General features: G+C 64.2%; 18 protein-coding genes and 1 tRNA gene. 2 read left to right on the top strand and 17 right to left on the bottom strand.

What is annotated here, in order from left to right:
* Positions 1–15: 15 nt before the first annotated feature.
* Together BMY90_RS01540 and BMY90_RS01535 are read right to left on the bottom strand one after the other, a co-directional pair.
* On the bottom strand, positions 16–927 hold the full coding sequence (locus BMY90_RS01540) for a J domain-containing protein (protein ID WP_008211772.1): 912 nt from the start codon (positions 925–927) through the stop codon (positions 16–18).
* Positions 928–1027: 100 nt separating this feature from the next.
* Positions 1028–1477 (bottom strand): Hsp20/alpha crystallin family protein, encoded by a 450-nt coding sequence (locus BMY90_RS01535; RefSeq protein WP_092700690.1) that lies wholly within the window; start codon positions 1475–1477, stop codon positions 1028–1030.
* Between the two features lie 224 nt (positions 1478–1701).
* Between BMY90_RS01535 and BMY90_RS01530 the strand changes: the two genes are divergently transcribed.
* The gene (locus tag BMY90_RS01530) at positions 1702–2112 is read left to right on the top strand and encodes a hypothetical protein (protein ID WP_050984321.1); all 411 of its coding nucleotides are present in this window, start codon (positions 1702–1704) and stop codon (positions 2110–2112) included.
* Positions 2113–2248: 136 nt separating this feature from the next.
* Entirely contained in the window at positions 2249–2737 is a 489-nt protein-coding gene (locus tag BMY90_RS01525; RefSeq protein ID WP_008211776.1) for a peroxiredoxin, read from the top strand.
* A gap of 151 nt (positions 2738–2888) precedes the next feature.
* On the opposite strand, the gene gyrA is transcribed toward BMY90_RS01525, so the two are convergent.
* From gyrA to nuoN, 15 genes are all read right to left on the bottom strand, one after another.
* Complete coding sequence (gene gyrA, locus BMY90_RS01520) at positions 2889–5531, bottom strand: DNA gyrase subunit A (protein ID WP_008211777.1); 2643 nt, start codon at positions 5529–5531, stop codon at positions 2889–2891.
* Positions 5532–5668: 137 nt separating this feature from the next.
* The gene (locus BMY90_RS01515; protein ID WP_092700687.1) at positions 5669–6079 is read right to left on the bottom strand and encodes a GtrA family protein; all 411 of its coding nucleotides are present in this window, start codon (positions 6077–6079) and stop codon (positions 5669–5671) included.
* Positions 6076–7089 (bottom strand): S-methyl-5-thioribose-1-phosphate isomerase, encoded by a 1014-nt coding sequence (gene mtnA, locus BMY90_RS01510; RefSeq protein WP_092700684.1) that lies wholly within the window; start codon positions 7087–7089, stop codon positions 6076–6078. The genes BMY90_RS01515 and mtnA overlap by 4 nt, the downstream gene beginning before the upstream one ends.
* 53 nt (positions 7090–7142) lie before the next feature.
* On the bottom strand, positions 7143–7325 hold the full coding sequence (locus BMY90_RS01505; protein WP_008211780.1) for a PspC domain-containing protein: 183 nt from the start codon (positions 7323–7325) through the stop codon (positions 7143–7145).
* Between the two features lie 22 nt (positions 7326–7347).
* Entirely contained in the window at positions 7348–8415 is a 1068-nt protein-coding gene (locus tag BMY90_RS01500) for a class III poly(R)-hydroxyalkanoic acid synthase subunit PhaC (protein WP_008211781.1), read from the bottom strand.
* An 8-nt stretch (positions 8416–8423) separates the two neighbouring features.
* A complete protein-coding gene (locus tag BMY90_RS01495; protein ID WP_092700681.1) occupies positions 8424–9458 on the bottom strand; it encodes a poly(R)-hydroxyalkanoic acid synthase subunit PhaE in 1035 nt (344 codons plus the stop codon).
* 120 nt (positions 9459–9578) lie between these two features.
* Positions 9579–11684 (bottom strand): polyribonucleotide nucleotidyltransferase, encoded by a 2106-nt coding sequence (gene pnp, locus BMY90_RS01490; protein ID WP_008211786.1) that lies wholly within the window; start codon positions 11682–11684, stop codon positions 9579–9581.
* A gap of 19 nt (positions 11685–11703) precedes the next feature.
* Positions 11704–11973, bottom strand: a complete 270-nt coding sequence (gene rpsO, locus BMY90_RS01485; protein ID WP_008211788.1) for a 30S ribosomal protein S15 — start codon at positions 11971–11973, stop codon at positions 11704–11706.
* Between the two features lie 165 nt (positions 11974–12138).
* On the bottom strand, positions 12139–13020 hold the full coding sequence (gene truB, locus BMY90_RS01480) for a tRNA pseudouridine(55) synthase TruB (RefSeq protein WP_092701069.1): 882 nt from the start codon (positions 13018–13020) through the stop codon (positions 12139–12141).
* A gap of 72 nt (positions 13021–13092) precedes the next feature.
* Positions 13093–13467, bottom strand: coding sequence for a 30S ribosome-binding factor RbfA (gene rbfA, locus BMY90_RS01475; protein WP_008211791.1), 375 nt, complete (start codon positions 13465–13467; stop codon positions 13093–13095).
* 96 nt (positions 13468–13563) lie between these two features.
* Complete coding sequence (gene infB, locus BMY90_RS01470) at positions 13564–16365, bottom strand: translation initiation factor IF-2 (protein WP_092700678.1); 2802 nt, start codon at positions 16363–16365, stop codon at positions 13564–13566.
* A gap of 129 nt (positions 16366–16494) precedes the next feature.
* A complete protein-coding gene (gene nusA / locus BMY90_RS01465) occupies positions 16495–18000 on the bottom strand; it encodes a transcription termination factor NusA (RefSeq protein ID WP_092700675.1) in 1506 nt (501 codons plus the stop codon).
* Positions 18001–18120: 120 nt separating this feature from the next.
* On the bottom strand, positions 18121–18657 hold the full coding sequence (locus BMY90_RS01460; protein WP_008217033.1) for a ribosome maturation factor RimP: 537 nt from the start codon (positions 18655–18657) through the stop codon (positions 18121–18123).
* Between the two features lie 208 nt (positions 18658–18865).
* Positions 18866–18942, bottom strand: a tRNA-Met gene (locus tag BMY90_RS01455).
* Positions 18943–19034: 92 nt separating this feature from the next.
* A complete protein-coding gene (gene nuoN, locus BMY90_RS01450; RefSeq protein ID WP_092700673.1) occupies positions 19035–20474 on the bottom strand; it encodes an NADH-quinone oxidoreductase subunit NuoN in 1440 nt (479 codons plus the stop codon).
* Positions 20475–20488 lie beyond the last annotated feature (14 nt).

Genomic DNA, 20488 nt, shown 5'->3' with positions numbered 1-20488 from the left:
TGCGGGGCCTGCTGCTCAGCGTCGCGGATCGTACTCGGCAAACTGTTCACGCAAGGCCTCGTAAGCGGCCCGCTGCTCGTCGGAATCGGCCATGGGCGCACGGATCGAAAGCTCGACCAGCTGATCGCCCGGCGTCGCCCCCGGCATGCCTCGCCCCTTCAGACGCAACTTGCGGCCCGACTGCGAGCCGGCGGGAATGCGCAGGTCCACGTCGCCCGCCAGCGTCGGCACCGGCACCGTGGCACCCAGCGCCGCTTCCCATGGCGCGATCGGCAGCACATGCAACACGTTGCGACCGTCCAGCTTGAAGCGCGCGTCGTCGCGAATGCCCACTTCCAGCAACAGATCGCCGTTGGGTCCGCCCGCGCCAGGCTGGCCTTGCCCGGCCAGGCGAATCACCTGCCCCGACTGGATCCCCGCGGGAATCTTCACTTCCAGCACGCGCTCGCCACCATTGCCATCGTGCAGGGCGACGCGCGTGCGGCCTCCTTCAAACGCCGTGTGCAAGGGCACCTGCACCTTCGCCTGCACATCCTGTCCGCGGCGTGCGCGCGGCTGTCCGTGCCCTTGTCCACGGCCGCCGCCGGCAGCACGACCGAACAGGCTTTCGAAGAAATCGCTGAAGTCACCGCCGCCTTCGCCAAACTCGAAGTGCTGCCCCTGCTGCTGTCCCCAGCCCGGCGGAGGCCGGAACTGCTCGCCGCCACGGTAGCCGCCAGCACGCACCTGATCGTAGGCGCGGCGCTTCTCGGCATCGAGCAGCACTTCCTGCGCCTCGTTGGCTGCCTTGAACTTGTCCTCGGCGCCGGCTTCCTTGTTCTTGTCCGGGTGATACTTCCGCGCCAGCTTGCGATACGCCGTCTTGATCTCGGCCTCGCTGGCATCGGGCTTCACGCCCAGAATGTCGTAATAATCTTTGAACTCCACTGCCACTCCCCGGCCGCCGGATCAGTCAATACATGCGGTCCACGACAGATCATCATCCGTCGTGGACCGCATCCGCAAGTTTTCGAATGTTGTCGCCGGCTCAGTGGCCGGTAGCGATATTGATGCGACGCGGCGTGGTCTCCGCCTTCTTCGGAATGGCGATCTCCAGCACGCCATGCTTGCCGCTGGCGGTGACGCCCTCGGCATCGGCGCTGTCGGGCAGGCTGAAGCGGCGATGGAAGGTGCCGTGCAGTCGTTCCTGCCGGGTGAAGCGACCTTGCTGCTCGCCGTTCTCCACCGTGCGCTCGCCCTTGATGGTGAGAATGCCCTTGTCCATGCTCACCTCGATCGCGGCCGGATCGACGCCGGGGATGTCCGCGAAGATCACGAAGCGCTTTTCCTCTTCCTTGATGTCCACCTGCGGTGCCCACTGGCTGGTGACCACATTGGACTGGTCGTTTTCTTCCTGGCCCAGGAAACGCTCGAACGCCTGACGGAACGCCTGCGCATCGCGCGGCATGCCCCAGGCCATATGACGAGTAGTAGTCATCTCGAAACTCCTCTGATGGATTTGCGGCATCGACGCCGCCTGACAGCAGAGATAGGTGCAGCGCCGCGCGATTCAAGGCATGCCCCCGGCGCGGGAGCATGCCGCCGGCCCGCGATCCAGTGCACAGAATCGACATGGAAACAGGCACCACGCAGTACCCGTGACGGAATGCTCAAATTCGGCAAAAACCGCCGGATAAACTTGAAAACATGATAAAAATCAGCATGTTTTTAGGATTATTCCTAGTCGCACTGACCGGCTGCAGCAGCGTCGGCAGCCCCCGTCCCGCATTCCACGGCGATAGCGTCCAGGCCGACTTCGGAGCCTATCCGCCCGACTACAAGAACCTGGTTCAATCGTGGAGCCGGAACAATCTGAGCGATGCCGCCTCGCTGCAGTTCGGGCACGTATCCAAACCTCGCAAGGAGTGGGTCGTCAACGGCACGCAGAAGATCTACGGCTGGTCGGTCTGCGCCATGATCAGCGCACCGAACACGTATGGCGAGTACACCGGCCCGCAGACGTTCTGGTTCCTCATCCACGGCGACAAGGTGGTGGGTACCCGGCAGAGTTATACGATCTCGCCCGGCCACTACGTCAATTGCAGCGATGGCAACGTGCCGATCACCAGCTGATTGATGGCCGGTGGCGCCCATCGGCGCTACCGGTCGCAACACCCTCACGTTCCACCCGGCTTGGCTGACGGCACGCCAGACACCCTCGTGCACAAGCATTACGATGTGTTCCCGCGTCCCCCGCAGAGAGCACCGCATGAGCATCCAGCCTGGGCAGTTGCTGCCCGATATCGAAATCCGCGCCATCGACGGCGAGATCCGCACGGCTCGCACCGGCGAGCTGTTCGCCCGACGCAAGGTGGCGCTGTTCGCCGTGCCGGGCGCATTCACGCCCACGTGCTCGAACAAGCACCTGCCCGGCTATGTCACGCACTACACGGACTTCACCGCACGCGACATCGAGGTGATGTGCCTGTCCGTCAACGATGCCTACGTGATGCAGGCGTGGGCCAGCGCGCAGCACGTACCGGCCGGCATGCAACTGCTGGCCGACGGCAATGCCAGCTTCACCCGTGCGCTGGGCCTGGAACTTGACGGCAGCGGTTACGGCATGGGCATCCGCGCACGCCGCTTTGCCCTGTACGCAGAAGATGGCGCGGTGCGCCTGCTGCAGGTCGAAGCACCCGGCGAACTACGCGTTTCCACCGCCGAGGCCATGCTGGAAGCCATCGCTTCTCTCGCTTAGAAAAGCTGCCCCGCGCACATCTTCTCGCCAAGGCGCGCAGGCTGGCCGCCCGGGCACGCCGTGCGGATCAGTGGCACGAAATCCGGGTCACGCCCAAAAGAAAACCCCGGCATGCCGGGGTTCTCTTTTGGGGCGGTGGCTGGCAGCCGGCTTATTCCTCGCCAGCCACTTCCTCGCCGCCCTGTTCCGCTTCGGGCACCGGGGTGGCTGTCGTACTGTCATCACCGCTCGGGGTCCCGCCATCAACGACACCGGCTTCGTCGCCGTTGTCCTCTTCGGCATCCAGCCGCACCACGCTGACCAGCGACTCGTCAGCCGGCAGGCGAATCAGGGTGACGCCCTGGGTGTTGCGGCTGAGCTGCGAGACTTCCGCCACGCGGGTACGCACCAGCGTGCCCTGGTTGGAGATCAGCATCAGCTCGTGCGTCTCGTCGACCTGCACCGCGGCAACCAGCGGACCATTGCGTTCGGAACACTGGATGCCGATGACACCCTGCGTGCCGCGCCCCTTCTTCGGGAACTCGTCGAGCACGGTGCGCTTGCCGTAACCGCGCTCGGTGGCGGTAAGGATGTCGCCCTGCGCCGCCACGATCAGCGAAACGACTTCGGCATCGTCAGCCAGCTTCATGCCACGCACGCCGGTGGCGGTACGGCCCATCGAGCGCACGGTGTTCTCGTCGAAGCGGTTCACCTTGCCGTTGGAGGCGAACAGCAGGATGTCGCTGTTGCCGTCGGTCAGTTCCACGTCGACCAGTGCATCGCCCTCGTCCAGCTTGATCGCGATCTTGCCCTTCTGCAGTTGGAACGCGAACTCGGTCAGCGGGGTCTTTTTCACCGTGCCGTGGCGGGTGGCGAAGAACACGTAGCGATCCTCGCTGTATTCGCGGATCGGCAGCACCGCCTGCACCTTTTCGCCCTCGCCCAGCGGCAACAGGTTCACCATCGGCTTGCCACGTGCGCCCGGACCCGCTTCCGGCATCTGGTAGACCTTGAGCCAGTAGATCCGGCCGACGCTGGTAAACGCAAGCAACGTGTCATGGGTGTTGACCACCCACAGCTGCTCGACCACGTCCTCGTCCTTCAGCGCCGAAGCCGAGCGGCCCTTGCCGCCGCGTTTCTGCGCACGGTAGGTGCTGGCCGGCTGGCGCTTGACGTAACCGGTATGCGACAGCGTGACCACCACGTCTTCCGGCGCAATCAGGTCGAGTACATTGAGATCTTCCTGCGAGTGCTGGATCTCGGTGCGACGACCATCGCCGTATTCGGTCTTGATCGCCTCCAGCTCTTCGCGAATCACCTCAAGCAGGCGATCCGGATTTTCCAGGATCTCGATAAGGCCGCGAATGATCTCGAGGATCTGGCGATATTCGTCAGACAGCTTTTCCTGCTCCAGCCCGGTGAGGCGATGCAGGCGCATGGCGAGGATTTCCTGCGCCTGCACGTCGGACAACTGGTAGCCATCGGCCTTGAGACCGGCGCGCGGGTCCATGTCCTCCGGGCGGGAGGATTCGGCCCCGGCGGCGCCGAGCAAGGCGCCGACCATGCCCGGCTGCCACTTGCGCGCCAGCATGCGCTCACGCGCTTCCGCCGGCGACGCGGACGTCTTGATCAGCTCGATCATTTCGTCGATGTTGGCCAGCGCGACGGTAAGGCCTTCCAGGATATGCGCGCGGGCGCGCGCCTTGCGCAACTCGAAAATGGTGCGCCGGGTGACCACCTCGCGACGATGGCGAATGAACGCCTCGAGGATCTCCTTGAGGTTCAGCAGGCGCGGCTGGCCATCGACCAGCGCCACCATGTTGATGCCGAAGGTGACCTGCAACTGGGTCTGCTGGAACAGGTTGTTCAGCACCACGTCGGCCATCGCGTCCTTGCGGATCTCGATGACCACGCGCATGCCGTCCTTGTCGGACTCGTCGCGCAGTTCGCTGATGCCCTCGAGCCGCTTTTCCTTGACCAGCTCGGCGATCTTCTCGATCAACCGCGCCTTGTTCACCTGGTACGGCAACTCGTGGATGAGGATCGTCTCGCGGCCGTTCGGCTCAGTCTCGATCTCGGCCTTGGCGCGCACCAGGATGCGGCCACGACCGGTGCGGTAGGCCTCGACGATGCCCGCGGCGCCGTTGATGATGCCGCAGGTGGGGAAATCCGGGCCCGGCACATGCTGCATCAGGTCGTCGATGGACAGCGCAGGTTCGTCGATCAGCGCGATGGTGGCCGAGATCACCTCATTGAGGTTGTGCGGCGGGATGTTGGTGGCCATGCCCACCGCGATGCCGGCCGAACCGTTCACCAGCAGGTTGGGCACGCGCGCCGGCAACACCAGCGGTTCGCGTTCGCTCTCGTCGTAGTTGAAGCCGAAATCGACGGTGTCCTTGTCGATATCAGCCAGCAGCTCGTGGGTGAGCTTGGACATGCGCACTTCGGTGTAACGCATTGCTGCGGCATTGTCGCCATCGACCGAACCGAAGTTGCCCTGGCCATCCACCAGCAGGTAGCGCAGCGAGAACGGCTGCGCCATGCGCACGATCGCGTCGTACACCGAGGCATCGCCGTGCGGATGGTATTTACCGATGACGTCACCGACCACGCGGGCCGATTTCTTGTACGGCTTGTTCCATGCATTGCCGAGCTCGTTCATCGCGAACAGCACGCGGCGATGCACCGGTTTGAGACCATCCCTGACATCCGGGAGCGCACGGCCCACGATCACGCTCATGGCGTAGTCGAGATAGCTCTGGCGCATCTCGTCTTCGATATTGACGCGAATGACTTCTTTGGCGAGTTCTGCCATCAATCGGCTTCCCTGGAGGTGAAAAAGGGCCTCATCGCGCACATTTTGCGCGGGGCGCAAGCATGCTCGGGGCAACCGGTGAAGGGTAGCACAAACGGCTACAAATTGACAGTATTTAAATCATCAAAATCAATGACTTACAAGGACGTTTTGGCGTGCCTGAAAAGCACTCCGCGAGCCATGCAGAAGTTCAACACCGCAGCCACCGCGGAACCTGCCGCCGCAGCGACGGCAGGCCAGCGATGCAGCCACGCGAACGCCAGCAGCAGCACGGCATAAACGCCGTAGTTGACCACCGCTCCCAGGCTCATCAGGCCCATCCAGTGCAGCCATTCGGCATGCGCCGAACGGCCACTGGAGCGAGTGGCGAAGGTGTGCCGGCGGTTCCACCACCAGGTGAAACTGGCAGCGAGCAGGAATGAAACAATCCGCGCCAGATAGGGATTCCAGCCTTCGATGCTGACCAGCATCTGCACCACCGAGGCATCGATCAGCAGACCGATCACGCCACCCACCGCGAACAGCGCGATCTCGCGGCGCAACCTCATCGCCCGAACATTGCCTGCATGGCCAGCTCGCTCGGGCGTTCGATCACGCCACGCTCGGTGACGATGGCATCGATCAGCCCGGCCGGTGTCACGTCGAACACCGGATTCCACGCTTCGGCACCTTCCACCACGGTGCGCCGCCCGGCCGTCGAAAGCAGCTCGGCCGAATCGCGCAATTCGATGTCGATGTCCTCGCCCGTGGCGGTCGCCATGTCGACCGTGGACGACGGCGCCGCCACCATGAACTTCACGCCATGGTGGTGCGCGGCGATGGCGAGCTGGTAGGTGCCGATCTTGTTGGCGGTATCGCCATTGGCGGCGATGCGATCGGCGCCGACGATCACCCACTGGATCTCGCCGGATTTCATCAAATGGGCCGCCGCCGAATCGGCAATCAGCTTTGCCGGGATGCCATCGCGCACCAGCTCGTACATGGTCAGCCGCGCGCCCTGCTGCCACGGCCGCGTCTCGCCCGCGAACACGCGCTCGATCCGTCCTGCCGCCACGCCGGCACGGATCACACCCAGTGCGGTACCGAAGCCTGCCGTTGCCAGCGAGCCGGTATTGCAGTGCGTGAGCACGCCCGAATGCGGCGCAATCAATGCCGCACCCAGTTCACCCATGCGGCGGTTGGCGGCCAGGTCCTCATCCTGGATCGCCTGCGCCTCACGCTCCAGCGCCGCGGCATCCGCACCGGCAGCGATGCGCGCTTTCATGCGGTCCAGCGCCCACATCAGGTTCACGGCGGTGGGCCGGGCGGAACGCAATTGCGCCAAGGCCAGGTCCAGCGACACATGCTGCTGCGCCGCCAGCACCACGCCCCAGGCGGCGGCAATGCCGATGGCCGGGGCACCGCGCACGGCCAGGTCGCGAATGGCCTGGGTCACCTGTCCCGCATCGCGGCAGTCGATCCAGCGCTCTTCCTGCGGCAACAGCCGCTGGTCGAGCAGGCGCAGATGGTCGCGCTGCCATTGCACGGCGCGAATACGGTCGTAACGTTCGTAATCCATGGGTTCTCTTGAAGGTTCAGCGCGATTCGAAGCTCACTGCGACGCGCACGGGGTCAATCCTCGGGCATCGCCACCCACAGGACCAGGTAGATCAGGATGCCCGAACCACCCAGCATGGTCAGCACGATCCACAACACGCGTACCAGAGTGGGGTCCCAGCCCAGGAATTCGGCGATGCCACCGCACACACCGGCCAGCTTGCGGTCGGTACGCGAACGGCTCAGGCGCTTGCTCATGGAAGTTCTCCCCGTGTGATGGTCAGTCGCGCTCACGCAACCACTGGTGGATGGCTGGCGGCACTTCGCGTTGTGCGCGGCCGGATACGTAAATGCCGATATGGCCGCCGCGGAAGGCCAACTCGGTGTAGTCGGTGGTGCCGATGTGGCGGGCCAATGCGCGCGAGGCATCCGGCGGCACCAGATGGTCCTGCTCGGCATAGATGTTCAGCACCGGCTGCGTGATCAAGCCAAGGTCCACCGGCTGGCCGCCGATCTCCAGCGTGCCACGCACCAGCTTGTTGCCTTGGTAGAAATCCTTGATGAACTGACGGAAGGCCTCGCCGGCCTGGTCGGGCGAATCGAAGATCCAGCGCTCCATGCGCAGGAAATTCTCCAGCTCGACCGGCTTGTCGAGGATGTCCACCAGGTTCACGTATTTCTGCTGCAGCAGGCGCACCGGTTTCAGGGTGAGGTACACCCAGTTCATCAGGGCGGCCGGAATGTTGCCCATGGTGTCGACGAACAGGTCCACGTCCACGCCCTGCACCCAGTGCGAAAGCATATTGTCCGGGGTGCGGAAATCCACCGGCGTGACCATGGTGACGAGGTTGCGCACCTTCTCCGGATGCAGGGCGGTGTAGCACAGCGAGAACGCCCCGCCCTGACAGATGCCCAGCAGATTGATCGCATCCAGCCCGTGCCGCGTGCGCACGGCGTCGACGCAGCGGTCGAGATAACCGTTGAGGTAATCGTCGAGGGTCAGCCAGCGATCGGCGCCATCCGGATAGCCCCAGTCGATCAGGTAGACGTCCTCGCCCTGCGCCAACAGGTTGCGCACCAGTGAGCGGTCCGGTTGCAGGTCGGTCATCCACACCGTGTTGACCAGCGCATAGACGATCAGCACCGGCGTCTTGGCGGTCGGCTCGCGCTCACCGCGCATGTGCCAGACGGTGAGCTTGTCCTCGCGATAGACCAGCTCGCGTGGCGTGTTGGCGTATTCGGGCTCGCCCACCCCGCGCAACTGCGTCATGCCAGCCGCCAGCTTGCGCTGGAAGACGGCCATCTCCTGCATGGCCTGGATCGGATCGAAGTGCAACGGATCGGACATGGGACTTCCTACTTCTTCGACGTGCGCGGACCAGCCGCGCGTGCGACAGTCTTGGCGGGCGCGGCCCTGCGCTTTGCCGATGTCGTCTTCGTCGCTTTCGGCGATTTGGCAGCCTTCGTGGCGACGGCCGGCTGGCGCTCGCCCTCCAGCGCATCGATACGGCGCTTCAATGCGGCAACTTCCGCCTGCAGCGCAGACGACGTGCCGTCGGATGCCTTCGCCTTTTCCGCGCGGCTTGCACGCAATTCGCGCCGGACTTCCTGCAACCGCTGGCCAAGGCTGGCCACCTCGCTGCGCGTGGGCATGCCCTGTTCGCGGCACCACTGCTCGACCTGTTGCTGCTGCAACTGGCGCAGGCGCATCTGCGCATTGCTCATGGCGCCAAAGACTTCGCGAAACTCGTCGGACAAAGCCACTTCCGCGTAGGCATCCTCGGCGGCATCCACCCACGCGTCGTACATCGCCTTCATCGTCTCGACCGGATGACCGGCAGCAGTCAGCTGCGCCAGCTTCTCCTGCATGCGCTCCATGCCCTGGGCATGGGCGCGCTCGATCAGCGCCTGGTAGCGCGCGTGGGTCTCCAGGTATTCCATCATCGCCGCGGCCAGCGCCTGTTGCTGCAGCTGCTGCTCGCGCGCATGACCGAAGGCCGCCACGGGTTCGGCTCCCGGCATGCCCGGGCGGGCTGCCTCCCACATGGCTTGCCAGGCTGGCGCGAACCCGCCCGCAGCGGGACCAGCATGGCCGAACGCCTGGGCAAAGGGTTGGCCGCCGCCCATCGCGCCCTCGAACATCTGCCGCAGCGACTGCGACCAGTCCGGCGCCGATGCCGGCGAGGCAGCACCCGCCGCCGCCCCCTGCATCCAATCCATGTAGGCCTTCAGGCCGCTCATGCTGCGGGCGAATACGTCATCGGCGCCTGCCGCAGGCGACGAACCGAACGGTGCGCCCGCGGCCGACTGCGCCTTGCGCAGCCAAGCGTCCCACGATTCCCGGGCCAGCGCTTGCCAGTTCCCGAAGAATTCGCCTGCCTGTTCGGCCATGTCGGCCTCCTTGATTCACTTGCGTCCATCGTAGCAAAAGCCTGCCCGCAGAAACGCGCAAGGCCCGGCATGACCGGGCCTTGCGGAAGACGCTGTCGCCGCACCAGGCGGCGGCATGACTCAGGCGTTGGCGCCCTCGTCCTCTTCGACGGCCTTCATGGACAGGCGGATACGGCCCTGCTTGTCCACTTCCAGCACCTTGACCTTGACGATCTGGCCTTCCTTGAGCTTGTCGGAAACCTTCTCGACGCGCTCGTTGGAAATCTGCGACACGTGGACCAGACCATCCTTGCCCGGCATGATCGTGACGAACGCACCGAAGTCCATCAGCTTGGCGACCTTGCCCTCGTAGATGCGGCCCGGCTCGACGTCGGAAACGATCTGCTCGATACGCTTCTTCGCCGCTTCGCCCGCCTCACGATTCACCGAACCGACGATGACGGTGCCGTCGTCGCTGATGTCGATGGTGGTGCCGGTTTCCTCGGTGATCGAACGGATCGTGGCACCACCCTTGCCGATCACTTCGCGGATCTTGTCCGGGTGGATCTTGATGGTGATCAGGCGCGGAGCGAACTCGCTCATCTCGGTACGGGCTTCGGTCAATGCCTTGGCCATTTCGCCGAGGATGTGCAGGCGACCCTGCTTGGCCTGGGCCAGTGCGACCTTCATGATCTCTTCGGTGATGCCGTCGATCTTGATGTCCATCTGCAGCGCGGAGATGCCATCGGCACTACCGGCCACCTTGAAGTCCATGTCGCCGAGGTGATCCTCGTCGCCCAGGATGTCGGACAGCACGACGAAGTCGTTGCCTTCCTTGACCAGGCCCATGGCGATACCGGCCACCGGCGCCTTCAGCGGCACGCCGGCATCCATCATCGCCAGCGAGGAACCGCACACCGAAGCCATCGACGAGGAACCGTTGGACTCGGTGATTTCCGAGACCACGCGCACCACGTACGGGAACTCCTCGATGCTCGGCTTGACGGCCTGCACGCCGCGCTTGGCCAGGCGACCATGACCGATTTCGCGACGCTTCGGCGCACCGAAACGACCGGCCTCGCCCACCGAGAACGGAGGGAAGTTGTAATGGAACAGGAACGGATCCTTCGACTCGCCACCGGGGGCGTCGATGATCTGCGCGTCACGCGTGGTGCCCAGCGTGATCATGACCAGCGCCTGGGTTTCGCCACGGGTGAACAGCGCCGAGCCGTGGGTGCGCGGCAGCACGCCGACACGGGCGGTGATCGCGCGCACGTCGTCCAGCTGGCGACCGTCGATGCGGACCTTGGTCTTCAGCACGCTGTCGCGCATGGTGTGGTATTCGAGCTCCTCGAATTCCTTCGCCATCGCAGCGGTGGCCCAGCCCTTCTCTTCAGCCTGTGCCTTGAGACCGGCCAGCACGTCGGCCTTGATCGCGGAGATCGCGTCGCGACGCTCCAGCTTGTCGCGGACCGAGAACGCCGCGGCCAGCTGATCGCCGACCGCACCCTTGACGGCGGCAACCAGCGACTCGTCACGAGCCGGCGCCTTCCAGTCCCACGACGGCTTGCCGGCCTCGGTGGCCAGCTCGGCGATCGCGCGGATGGCGGTCTGCATCTGCTGGTGACCGAACATCACCGCGCCGAGCATCACGTCCTCGGACAGCAGCTTGGCTTCGGATTCCACCATCAGCACGGCGCCGGCGGTACCGGCGACGACCAGGTCCAGCTCGGAGGTCTTCAGCTCGGTGGCCGATGGATTCAGCAGGTACTGGCCATTGGCGTAACCCACGCGCGCGGCGCCGATCGGGCCCTTGAACGGGATACCGGCCAGGCTCAGCGCGGCGGAGGCACCAAGCAGAGCCACGATGTCGCCGTCGACTTCAGGATTCAGCGAGACGACCTGGGCGATCACCTGCACTTCGTTCTTGAAGTCATCCGGGAACAGCGGGCGCACCGGACGATCGATCAGACGCGAGGTCAGCGTCTCCTTCTCGGTCGGGCGGCCTTCGCGCTTGAAGAAGCCACCGGGGATGCGACCGGCGGAATAGAACTTCTCGACGTAGTCGACGGTGAGCGGGAAGAAATCCTGGCCTTCCTTCTGCTTGGCCGCAGCCACTGCGGTGACCAGCACCACGGTACCGCCCATGCTGGCCATGACCGCACCGGACGCCTGGCGGGCAATTTCGCCCGTCTCCAGTGTGACTTCGTGATTACCGTACTGGAATGACTTGGTTACTTTTGCCACTTTATGATGTCCTTTCCGATTAACGACGCAGGCCGAGACGCTCGATCAGGCTCTGATAGCGAGCCAGGTCACGATCCTTCAGGTAGGAGAGCAGGCTCTTGCGACGGTTGACCAGCTGCAGCAGGCCGCGACGCGAGTGATGATCCTGCTTGTGCGTCTTGAAATGCTCGGTGAGATGTTCGATGCGGGCGGACAGCAGGGCGACCTGCACTTCCGGCGACCCGGTATCGTTCGGCACGCGGCCGTAATCAGCAAGGATCTTGCCGGTCTGTTCTGCGGTGAGAGACATGGTTACCTTTCCTCGAAAGCGAATACGAAGCTTGCGCAACATCACCGCGCGATGGCGTTGCGCAAGCTTCGTCAGTTGAATGAAACGATATGGTGCAAGCAACGTATTGTAGCTAGAGCAGGTGCACGGCAACAAGACCGCAGGGCCTGCAATGATGTTCCCGGGTCAAGGAGGCGGCAGATTGAACCCGCGCAGGATGCTGATCCGGCCACTGTCGTCCCGTTCGACCAGTGCCAGCAGGCGACCATCGTCGGCCTGCAGCGCACATTTTCCCGGCTCCGCGGGGTGTTCCAGCACGATCTGGCGCCCCTGCGTCACCGCCAGACTCTGCGCCGCATCCAGCCGCAGCATCGGCAAACCCGCCAAGCCCGCCTCGATGGGCAACAGCCAGCGCAGCAAGGCGGCATCGCCCTGCTCCGCCGCTTCCTGCAGCTGATCCAGCGTCACCATGGCCGGTTCATGGAACGGTTCCACCCACAGCCGGTGCAACGAGGCCAGGTGGGCGCCGCAGCCCAGTGCCTCGCCCAGATCGGTGGCCAGGCTGCGGATATAGGTACCTGAACCACATTCCACGTACAGCTTCAGAGTATGGGCCGAGCGTTCCCGGCACTCCAGGCTGAACACATCCACCTCGCGTGGCGGCACCTCGACGGCATCACCGCGCCGCGCCTTCACATACAGCCGTTCGCCATCCTGCTTGAGCGCCGAATACACCGGGGGAACCTGAACGATACGCCCGCGGAACCGGGCCAGGACGGCCTCCAACTGTTCGTCGCTGAATTCCGGCACGTCGCAGCAGGAGACGATCTCGCCTTCCCGATCGCCCGTGGTGGTGGTGACGCCGAGGCTGCATTCGGCCAGGTAGGCCTTGCGCGACCCCAGCAGGTTGTGGGCCAGCTTGGTAGCCTCGCCGAAACACAGCGGCAGTAAGCCGGTAGCCAACGGGTCGAGCGCGCCGGCATGCCCTCCCTTGGCCGCGCGCAGCAGGAGGCGCACGGTTTGCAAGGCCTGGCTGGAACTGACTTCTGCCGGCTTGTCGAGCAGCATGATGCCGTGCAGATGGCGAAAACGGATGCGGTGACGATGCTTGCTCACGGAAAACGACAGGGCAACACGCGCTCAGGCGTCGCCTTCATCCTGTGCATGGCCGGCAGCACCTTCACGCAGCAACGCGTCGATGCGCTCGCCCTTGTCCACCGAATCGTCGTACTTGAAACGCAGCTCGGGCACCCGACGCAAACGCATGCTGCGCGACAACGAGCGACGGAATTCGCCGGACATGCCGTTCAGCGCCTTCACCAATTCCAGCGATTGGTCGGGCAGCAAGGCGGTCACCCATACCGTGGCCCAGTCAAGGTCGCGGGTGACCTCCACGTCCGACACGCTGCATGAGGACAGCCCATGGTCGCGCACGGCCGCGTGGACCAGCAGGCCCAGTTCGCGGCGCAGTTCGGCGCCTACGCGGTCGGTACGTTTGAAATCGCGGGAGGGCATGGCAAAAACCAGGAGTGAGTCAAGAGGAGAGAGAAGTGAGAGAAGAGCGTGGGGAGCAAACTCTCACTCCTCACTTCTCGCTCCTCTCTCCCGGCTTTACAGCGTGCGAGCCACTTCGATGCGTTCGAAGCATTCGATCTGGTCGCCGGCCTTGACGTCGTTGTATTGCTTCACGGCGATACCGCATTCCATGCCGTTGCGCACTTCGTCCACCAGATCCTTGAAGCGGCGCAGCGATTCCAGCTCGCCCTCGAAGACCACGGTGTTGTCGCGCAACACGCGAATCGGCTTGCTGCGCTTGACGTGACCCTCGGTCACCATGCAACCGGCCACCGCGCCGAACTTGGAGCTGCGGAACACCTCGCGCACCTGGGCGATGCCGATGATCTCCTCGCGGATCTCCACGCCAAGCAAGCCGGAGGCCGCCTGTTTCACCTGGTCGATCACGTCGTAGATGATCGAGAAGTAGCGCACGTCGAGGCCGGCCGTATCGATCACCTTGCGCGCCGAGGCATCGGCACGCACGTTGAAGCCGATCACCAGCGCCTTGGAAGCGGCCGCCAGGGTCGCATCGGACTCGGTAATGCCGCCGACGCCGGCAGCGATCACGTTGACCTTCACGTTGTCGTTGCCGATCGCGCTCAGCGACTCGCGCAGTGCCTGCACCGAACCTTGCACGTCGGCCTTGACCAGGATATTGAGCGTCTGCTGCTCGTTGCCCTGGCCCATCTGCGCAATGATGTCCTCGAGACGGTTGGCCTTGCTGACCAGGCGTGTCTCGCGACGCTTCTGATGACGCTCTTCCGCCACCTGGCGAGCCAGCCGCTCATCGGCCACGGCGACGAAATCGTCACCCGCCTCGGGCACGCCGGACAAGCCGAGCACCTGCACCGGAATCGACGGACCGGCTTCCTGCACGGTCTTGCCGGTCTCGTCGACCAGCGCGCGCATGCGGCCGTATTCGATGCCGCAAACCACGAAGTCGCCGCGCTTGAGCGTGCCCTGCTGCACCAGCACGGTAGCCACCGGGCCGCGCCCCTTGTCGAGGCTGGATTCGATCACCACGCCCGAGGCCGGACCGTCGACCACCGCGGTCAACTCCATCACCTCGGCCTGCACCGTGATCGCTTCGAGCAGATCCTCGACGCCCATGCCGGTCTTGGCCGACACCGGCACGAACATGGTGTCGCCACCCCAGTCTTCCGGGATCACTTCCAGGTTGGCCAGGCCCTGCTTGACGTGGTCGGGATTGGCGTCGTCCTTGTCCATCTTGTTCAACGCCACGATCAGCGGCACCTTCGCCGCCCGCGCATGCTTCACGGCTTCGGCCGTCTGCGGCATCACGCCGTCATCGGCGGCCACCACCAGCACCACGATGTCGGTGGACTGCGCGCCACGGGCACGCATCGCGGTGAACGCGGCATGGCCCGGGGTATCCAGGAAAGTGATCACGCCCTTGGGCGTATCCACGTGATAGGCGCCGATGTGCTGGGTGATGCCACCGGCCTCACCCGAAGCCACCTTGGTACGGCGAATGTAATCGAGCAGCGAGGTCTTGCCGTGGTCGACGTGGCCCATGATGGTGACCACCGGCGGACGGGTGCTCTTCTCGCCATCCAGTTCGACACTCTGGGTATGGGCAGCCAGAGCAGCCTCGGCGTCATTGGCGCTGGCATCAACCGGCGTATGGCCAAGTTCTTCGATCACCAGCACCGCAGTGTCGTGATCGATGGTCTGGTTGATGGTGGCCATCACGCCCATCTTGAACAGGGCCTTGACCACCTCGGAACCCTTGACCGCCATCTTCTGCGCCAGTTCGGCGACCACGTTGGCGTCGCCCACCATCACTTCGCGCACAACCGCAGCCGTGGGTCGGGTGAAACCGTGCGGGCCGGACGCCGTGCTGCCACGCGATGCATCGCGGCTCGCGCCACGCCCGGGCTTGCCACGGCGGCTGGAACGACGCGCGCGGTCGGCGGCGGACAGATGCAACTCGCCACTGGCGAAGCGCTTGCCGCCCGGGGTGTCGTCGCGATCGCGCCCGTGGCGCGCCTTGCCACCACGAGCGGCGTCGGCGGCAGGAGCCGCCGGGGCCGGTGCGGGAGCTGGGGCCGGCGCCGGAGCAACCACTTTCTTCTCGCGCTTGCGCGGCTCGTGAATACGCGGAACGATCATGCCAAAGCTGCTGTGATCGGTGGTGCCGCCAGAACCTGCGGCTGTCGATTCGGAAGCGGACGGCTCGGCAGCGGGCTCGGCCTTCGTTTCAGGTTTGGGCTCGGCCGCCACCGGGCTCGCGGGTGCATCTTCGGCAGCGGGCTTCACAGCCTCGGCCTGCTCTGCCGCGGACTCGGCGTGTGCCGCAGCCTGTTGCTCACGGGCAATGCGTGCCGCTTCCTCGGCCTTGTGCTGCTCGTCGAGTGCGCGCTGCTGCGCTTCTTCCTCGCGGCGATGTTCGGCCTCGGCACGCGCGCTTTCTTCCTGTTCGCGCTGCTGCTGCGATTCGGCCAGCTTGCGCACGGCCTCTTCGCGCTCGGGCTCGGCGCTGGCTTCCTCGGCAATCACGCTGCGCTTGACGTAGGTGCGCTTGGCGCGCACTTCCACGTTCACCGTCTTGGCGCTGCTGGCCGCGCCGCGGCCGCCTGGCGTGGCAACCTTGAGTTCGCTGACCTTGCGTCGCTTCAGGGTGATCTGGCGCGGCGAGCTGTCCTCGACCTCGGCCACGGCTTCGCCCTTGCCGTGCGTGCGACGCAGAAAACCAAGCAGCTTCACCTTTTCAGTGCTGCTGACGACTTGCTCCGGATCGGAGAATTTCATGCCGGCCTCGCCAAGCTGTCCAAGCAGCTTGTCTACCGGCATGCCCAGTACCTGGGCGAGTTGTTTGATCGTGACATCCGACATCGTGTGCTTTCTCCGCCGTTCCCGCGCTTATCGTCCGTGCGGCCTTGCCTGCACGTCCACCTCCATCCATGGCGGGAAGCTGCCTGAGCTTCCCTCGGCGCACCCATCCAGGGTGCTGCCGTTTCGCGGTTAGCCGCCCTTCTCCAGTTCAGCGATCATCGGGGCTCGCGCCGCCATGATCAGTGCCGCAGCCCGCTCCTCGTCCATGCCCTCGATATCGATCAGGTCGTCGACCGCAAGGTCGGCCAGATCATCCATCGTGACCACGCCGCGAGCGGCCAGGGCAAAGGCCGTCGTCTCATCCATGCCGTCGAGGGCCAGCAGCTCTTCGCTCGGCTGGTGCTCGTCGATATCCTCTTCCACCGCCAGGGCCTCGGTGAGCAGCGCATCACGCGCACGCGCACGCAGCTCCTCGACGATGTCCTCGTCGAAGCCTTCCACGGCGAGCAGCTCGGCGCTGGGCACGTAGGCGATTTCCTCAACGCTGGAGAAACCTTCCTGCACCAGGATGATGGCGATCTCCTGGTCCACTTCCAGCTTGTCCATGAACAACTGGCGTGCCGCGTCCTGCTCGGCCTCGCTCTTGGCGGTGACCTGGTCCTGCGTCATCACGTTGAGCTGCCAGCCGGTGAGCTTGCTGGCGAGACGCACGTTCTGGCCACCACGACCGATCGCCTGCGAGAGCTTGTCCTCGGCCACGGCGATGTCCATCGAGTGCTTTTCCTCGTCCATGATGATGGACTGCACTTCGGCCGGCGCCATCGCATTGATGACGAACTGGGCCTGGTTCTCGTGCCACAGGATGATGTCGACGCGTTCGCCGTTGAGCTCGTTGGACACCGCCTGCACGCGCGAACCGCGCATGCCGATGCACGCGCCGATGGGATCGGTGCGGGTGTCGTGGGCCAGCACGGCGATCTTGGCGCGGTCGCCCGGATCGCGGGCACAGCCCTTGATCTCCACCAAACCCTGGCCGACTTCCGGCACTTCGAGCTTGAACAGCTCCATCATGAATTCGGGGGCTGCGCGCGAGACGAACAACTGCGGGCCGCGCACTTCCGAACGCACTTCAAAAAGATAGCCGCGCACGCGATCGCCGACGCGGGCCGACTCGCGCGGAATGGTCTTGTCGCGCGGGATGAAGGCCTCGGCATTGGAACCCAGGTCCAGGTACACGTTGCCGCGCTCGACGCGCTTGACGATACCGGTGATCAGTTCGCCAACGCGGTCGACGTATGCATCGACCACCTGCTGGCGCTCGGCTTCGCGCACGCGCTGCACGATCACCTGCTTGGCGGCCTGCGCGGCAATGCGGCCGAACTCGGCGTTCTCGATCTGCGTCTCGATGTATTCGCCGACCTCGGCGCCCTCACGTTCGTCCAGCGCATCCATCAGGCGCAGCTGGTAGAACGGGGACTCCATCTCGCCATCGTCGGCGATGATTTCCCAACGACGGAAGGTCTCGTAATCGCCGGTGTCGCGGTCGATCGAGACGTGGATGTCCGGATCTTCCTCCGGATAGCGCTTCTTCGCCGCAGAAGCCAATGCGGCTTCCAGCGCTTCGAAGATCACTTCGCGCGGCACGCCCTTTTCGTTGGCAACCGCGTCAACCACCAGCAAAAGCTCTTTGCTCATTGCAGCAACTCCGTAGACACCACCCGGCGCCCGCTCGTTAACTTTGGCATCCGTCCATGAATGCTTGGGATCAAAAAGCGGCCTGTCCATGGCCGCACCATTCAATTCACTTGCCTCAATTCACTTGCCGGCTTTCTTCTTGCTTCGCGTGCTGCCGCCACGCTTGGGCTGCGGCACGTAGCCGAGACCGGCCCAGTCGGGCACCACGCGTGCACTTTCCACCGCGGCATGCTCGAAGCCGAATGCTTTGCCTTCGGCCTCCAGCGCAATCTGCTCGCCTTCCACCGACACCACCTTGCCACGAAGCCGGCGACGCCCGTCGATCGGCGCTTTCAGCAGAATCTTCACTTCCTGCCCCACCACCTTCGCGAACTGCCCCGCGCTGAACAGCGGGCGATCAAGCCCCGGCGAAGACACTTCCAGTACGTAATGCCCCGGAACCGGATCTTCAACGTCGAGCAGCGCCGACAACTCGCGGCTGGCTGCTTCGCAATCGTCCAGAGTGACCTCGCGGCCCTCCGTGGTCTGATCAAGCACGTCCAGATAAACGCGCAGGGTACTCTGCCCTTGCGCCGGGGTGAACTCCACACCGATGCATTCCAGGCCCAGATCACCCAGGACGTCGGTAAAGCGTTGCGCGAGTGCTTGTGTATCCATGTATTGCCCGTCGTGGGATCTGTATGTCAGCTGTCGCCAGAAACAAAAAATGGGCTCAAGCGGCCCATTTCCCTATCTCGCCGATGTCCCGACTCCTCCAGCATCTTTCCGGCGTTGCGGCGCCCTGCGGGCCAGCCAAACAACACGACGCATCCTTGCGCCCAACAAAAAAGCCTCACTAAGGAGGCTTTCTTGTCCAAGAAAGACCTGGTAGCGGGGGCAGGATTCGAACCTGCGACCTTCGGGTTATGAGCCCGACGAGCTGCCAGACTGCTCCACCCCGCATCAGAGTCCGCAAAGTCTAACGAGATGGCCGGTTTCTTGCAAGCCTTATCATCAAACTTTCTTGCTGCTTGCCGCGCATCGCGGCGTGAAACTCAACCGACGAACGCTTGCTTGCACCAGCCCAGCAGCGGTCCCCAGTAGATGCCCAGCGCCACCAGCACCAGCGCATTCAGCGACAGCACGACGCGCAACGTGGCATCCGGCTGCAACTTCGTCAGCACGCCCTCTTCGGCCTTGTCGAAGTACATCATCTTCACTACGCGCAGGTAGTAGTACAGGCCGATGATGGCGAACACCACACCGACGATGGCCAGCCACAACATGTGCGCATCGATGGCAGCCTGCAGCACCAGGTACTTCGCGAAGAAGCCGTACAGCGGCGGCACGCCAGCCAGCGAGAACATCGCCAGCATCATCAGGAAAGCCATCCACGGCGAACGCTGGTTCAGGCCCTTGAAGTCGTCGATCTCCTCGCACTCGAAACCGGCACGCGCCAGCGCCAGGATCACACCGAAGGCGGCGGTGGCCATCAGCGCGTAGCTGATCGCGTAGAACATCGCGGCGGAGTAACCCTCCGGCCCGGCATTGACCAGGCCGATGATCAGGTAACCCATGTGCGAAATGGTCGAGTACGCCAGCATGCGCTTGAGGTTGGTCTGCACGATGGCGACCAGATTGCCGATCGCCATCGACAGCACCGCGATCACGGCCAGCATCGGTTGCCAGTAATGCGCCAGGTCAGCCATGCCGCCTTCGAGCAGGCGGTATGCCATGCCGAACGCGGCCAGCTTGGAAGCCGAGGCAATGAACGTGGTGACCGGGGTGGAAGCGCCCTGGTAGACGTCGGGAATCCACATGTGGAACGGCGCGGCACCCAGCTTGAAGGCGATACCCACCAGCATGAAGATCAGGCCAAACAGCATCAGGTGCGGCATGCCGGCATGGGCGGTGGCACCGTGCAAGGCGGCAAGGTCGAGCGTACCGGCGGCACCGTACACCATCGACATGCCGTACAGCAGCATGCCTGAGGACAACGCACCCAGCACGAAGTACTTCATTGCCGCTTCGGACGACAACGGCGAATCGCGATTCAGCGCCACCAGGCCATACGAGGACAGCGTCAGCAGTTCCAGGCCCAGGTAGATCATCACCAGGTTGCCGGCCGAGACCAGCAGCATCACGCCGATCACCGCGAAGATCATCACCGTGTAGAACTCGCCCTGGAACAGCTTGCGGTCGACCAGGTACGGGCGCGAGTAGATGAATACCAGCACCACGCTCAACAGCGAGAACACCTTGAGTATCTCGGCCGCGCGATCACGGACGAACATGCCGCCGAACGCGGTGACCGTTTCCGGTGGCTGGCCGGCGATGACCAGGTAGATCGCCACCAGCAACACGGCGATGGAGATCCAGTGCAGCACGCCGCGCTGCTCCGGCTTCATGAAGGCGTCCAGCAGCAGCAGAAGGCACGCCGCAGCTACCAGATAGAACTCCGGCAGCAGGACAAGGATGTCGTTGAAAGTCGGCATTGGCTGTGTTTCCG

It is taken from the genome of Rhodanobacter glycinis, assembly GCF_900114325.1.
Lineage (GTDB): Bacteria > Pseudomonadota > Gammaproteobacteria > Xanthomonadales > Rhodanobacteraceae > Rhodanobacter_A > Rhodanobacter_A glycinis.
Note: the sequence above shows the minus strand (reverse complement) of the source record. Positions and strands in the feature narration are given on the sequence as shown.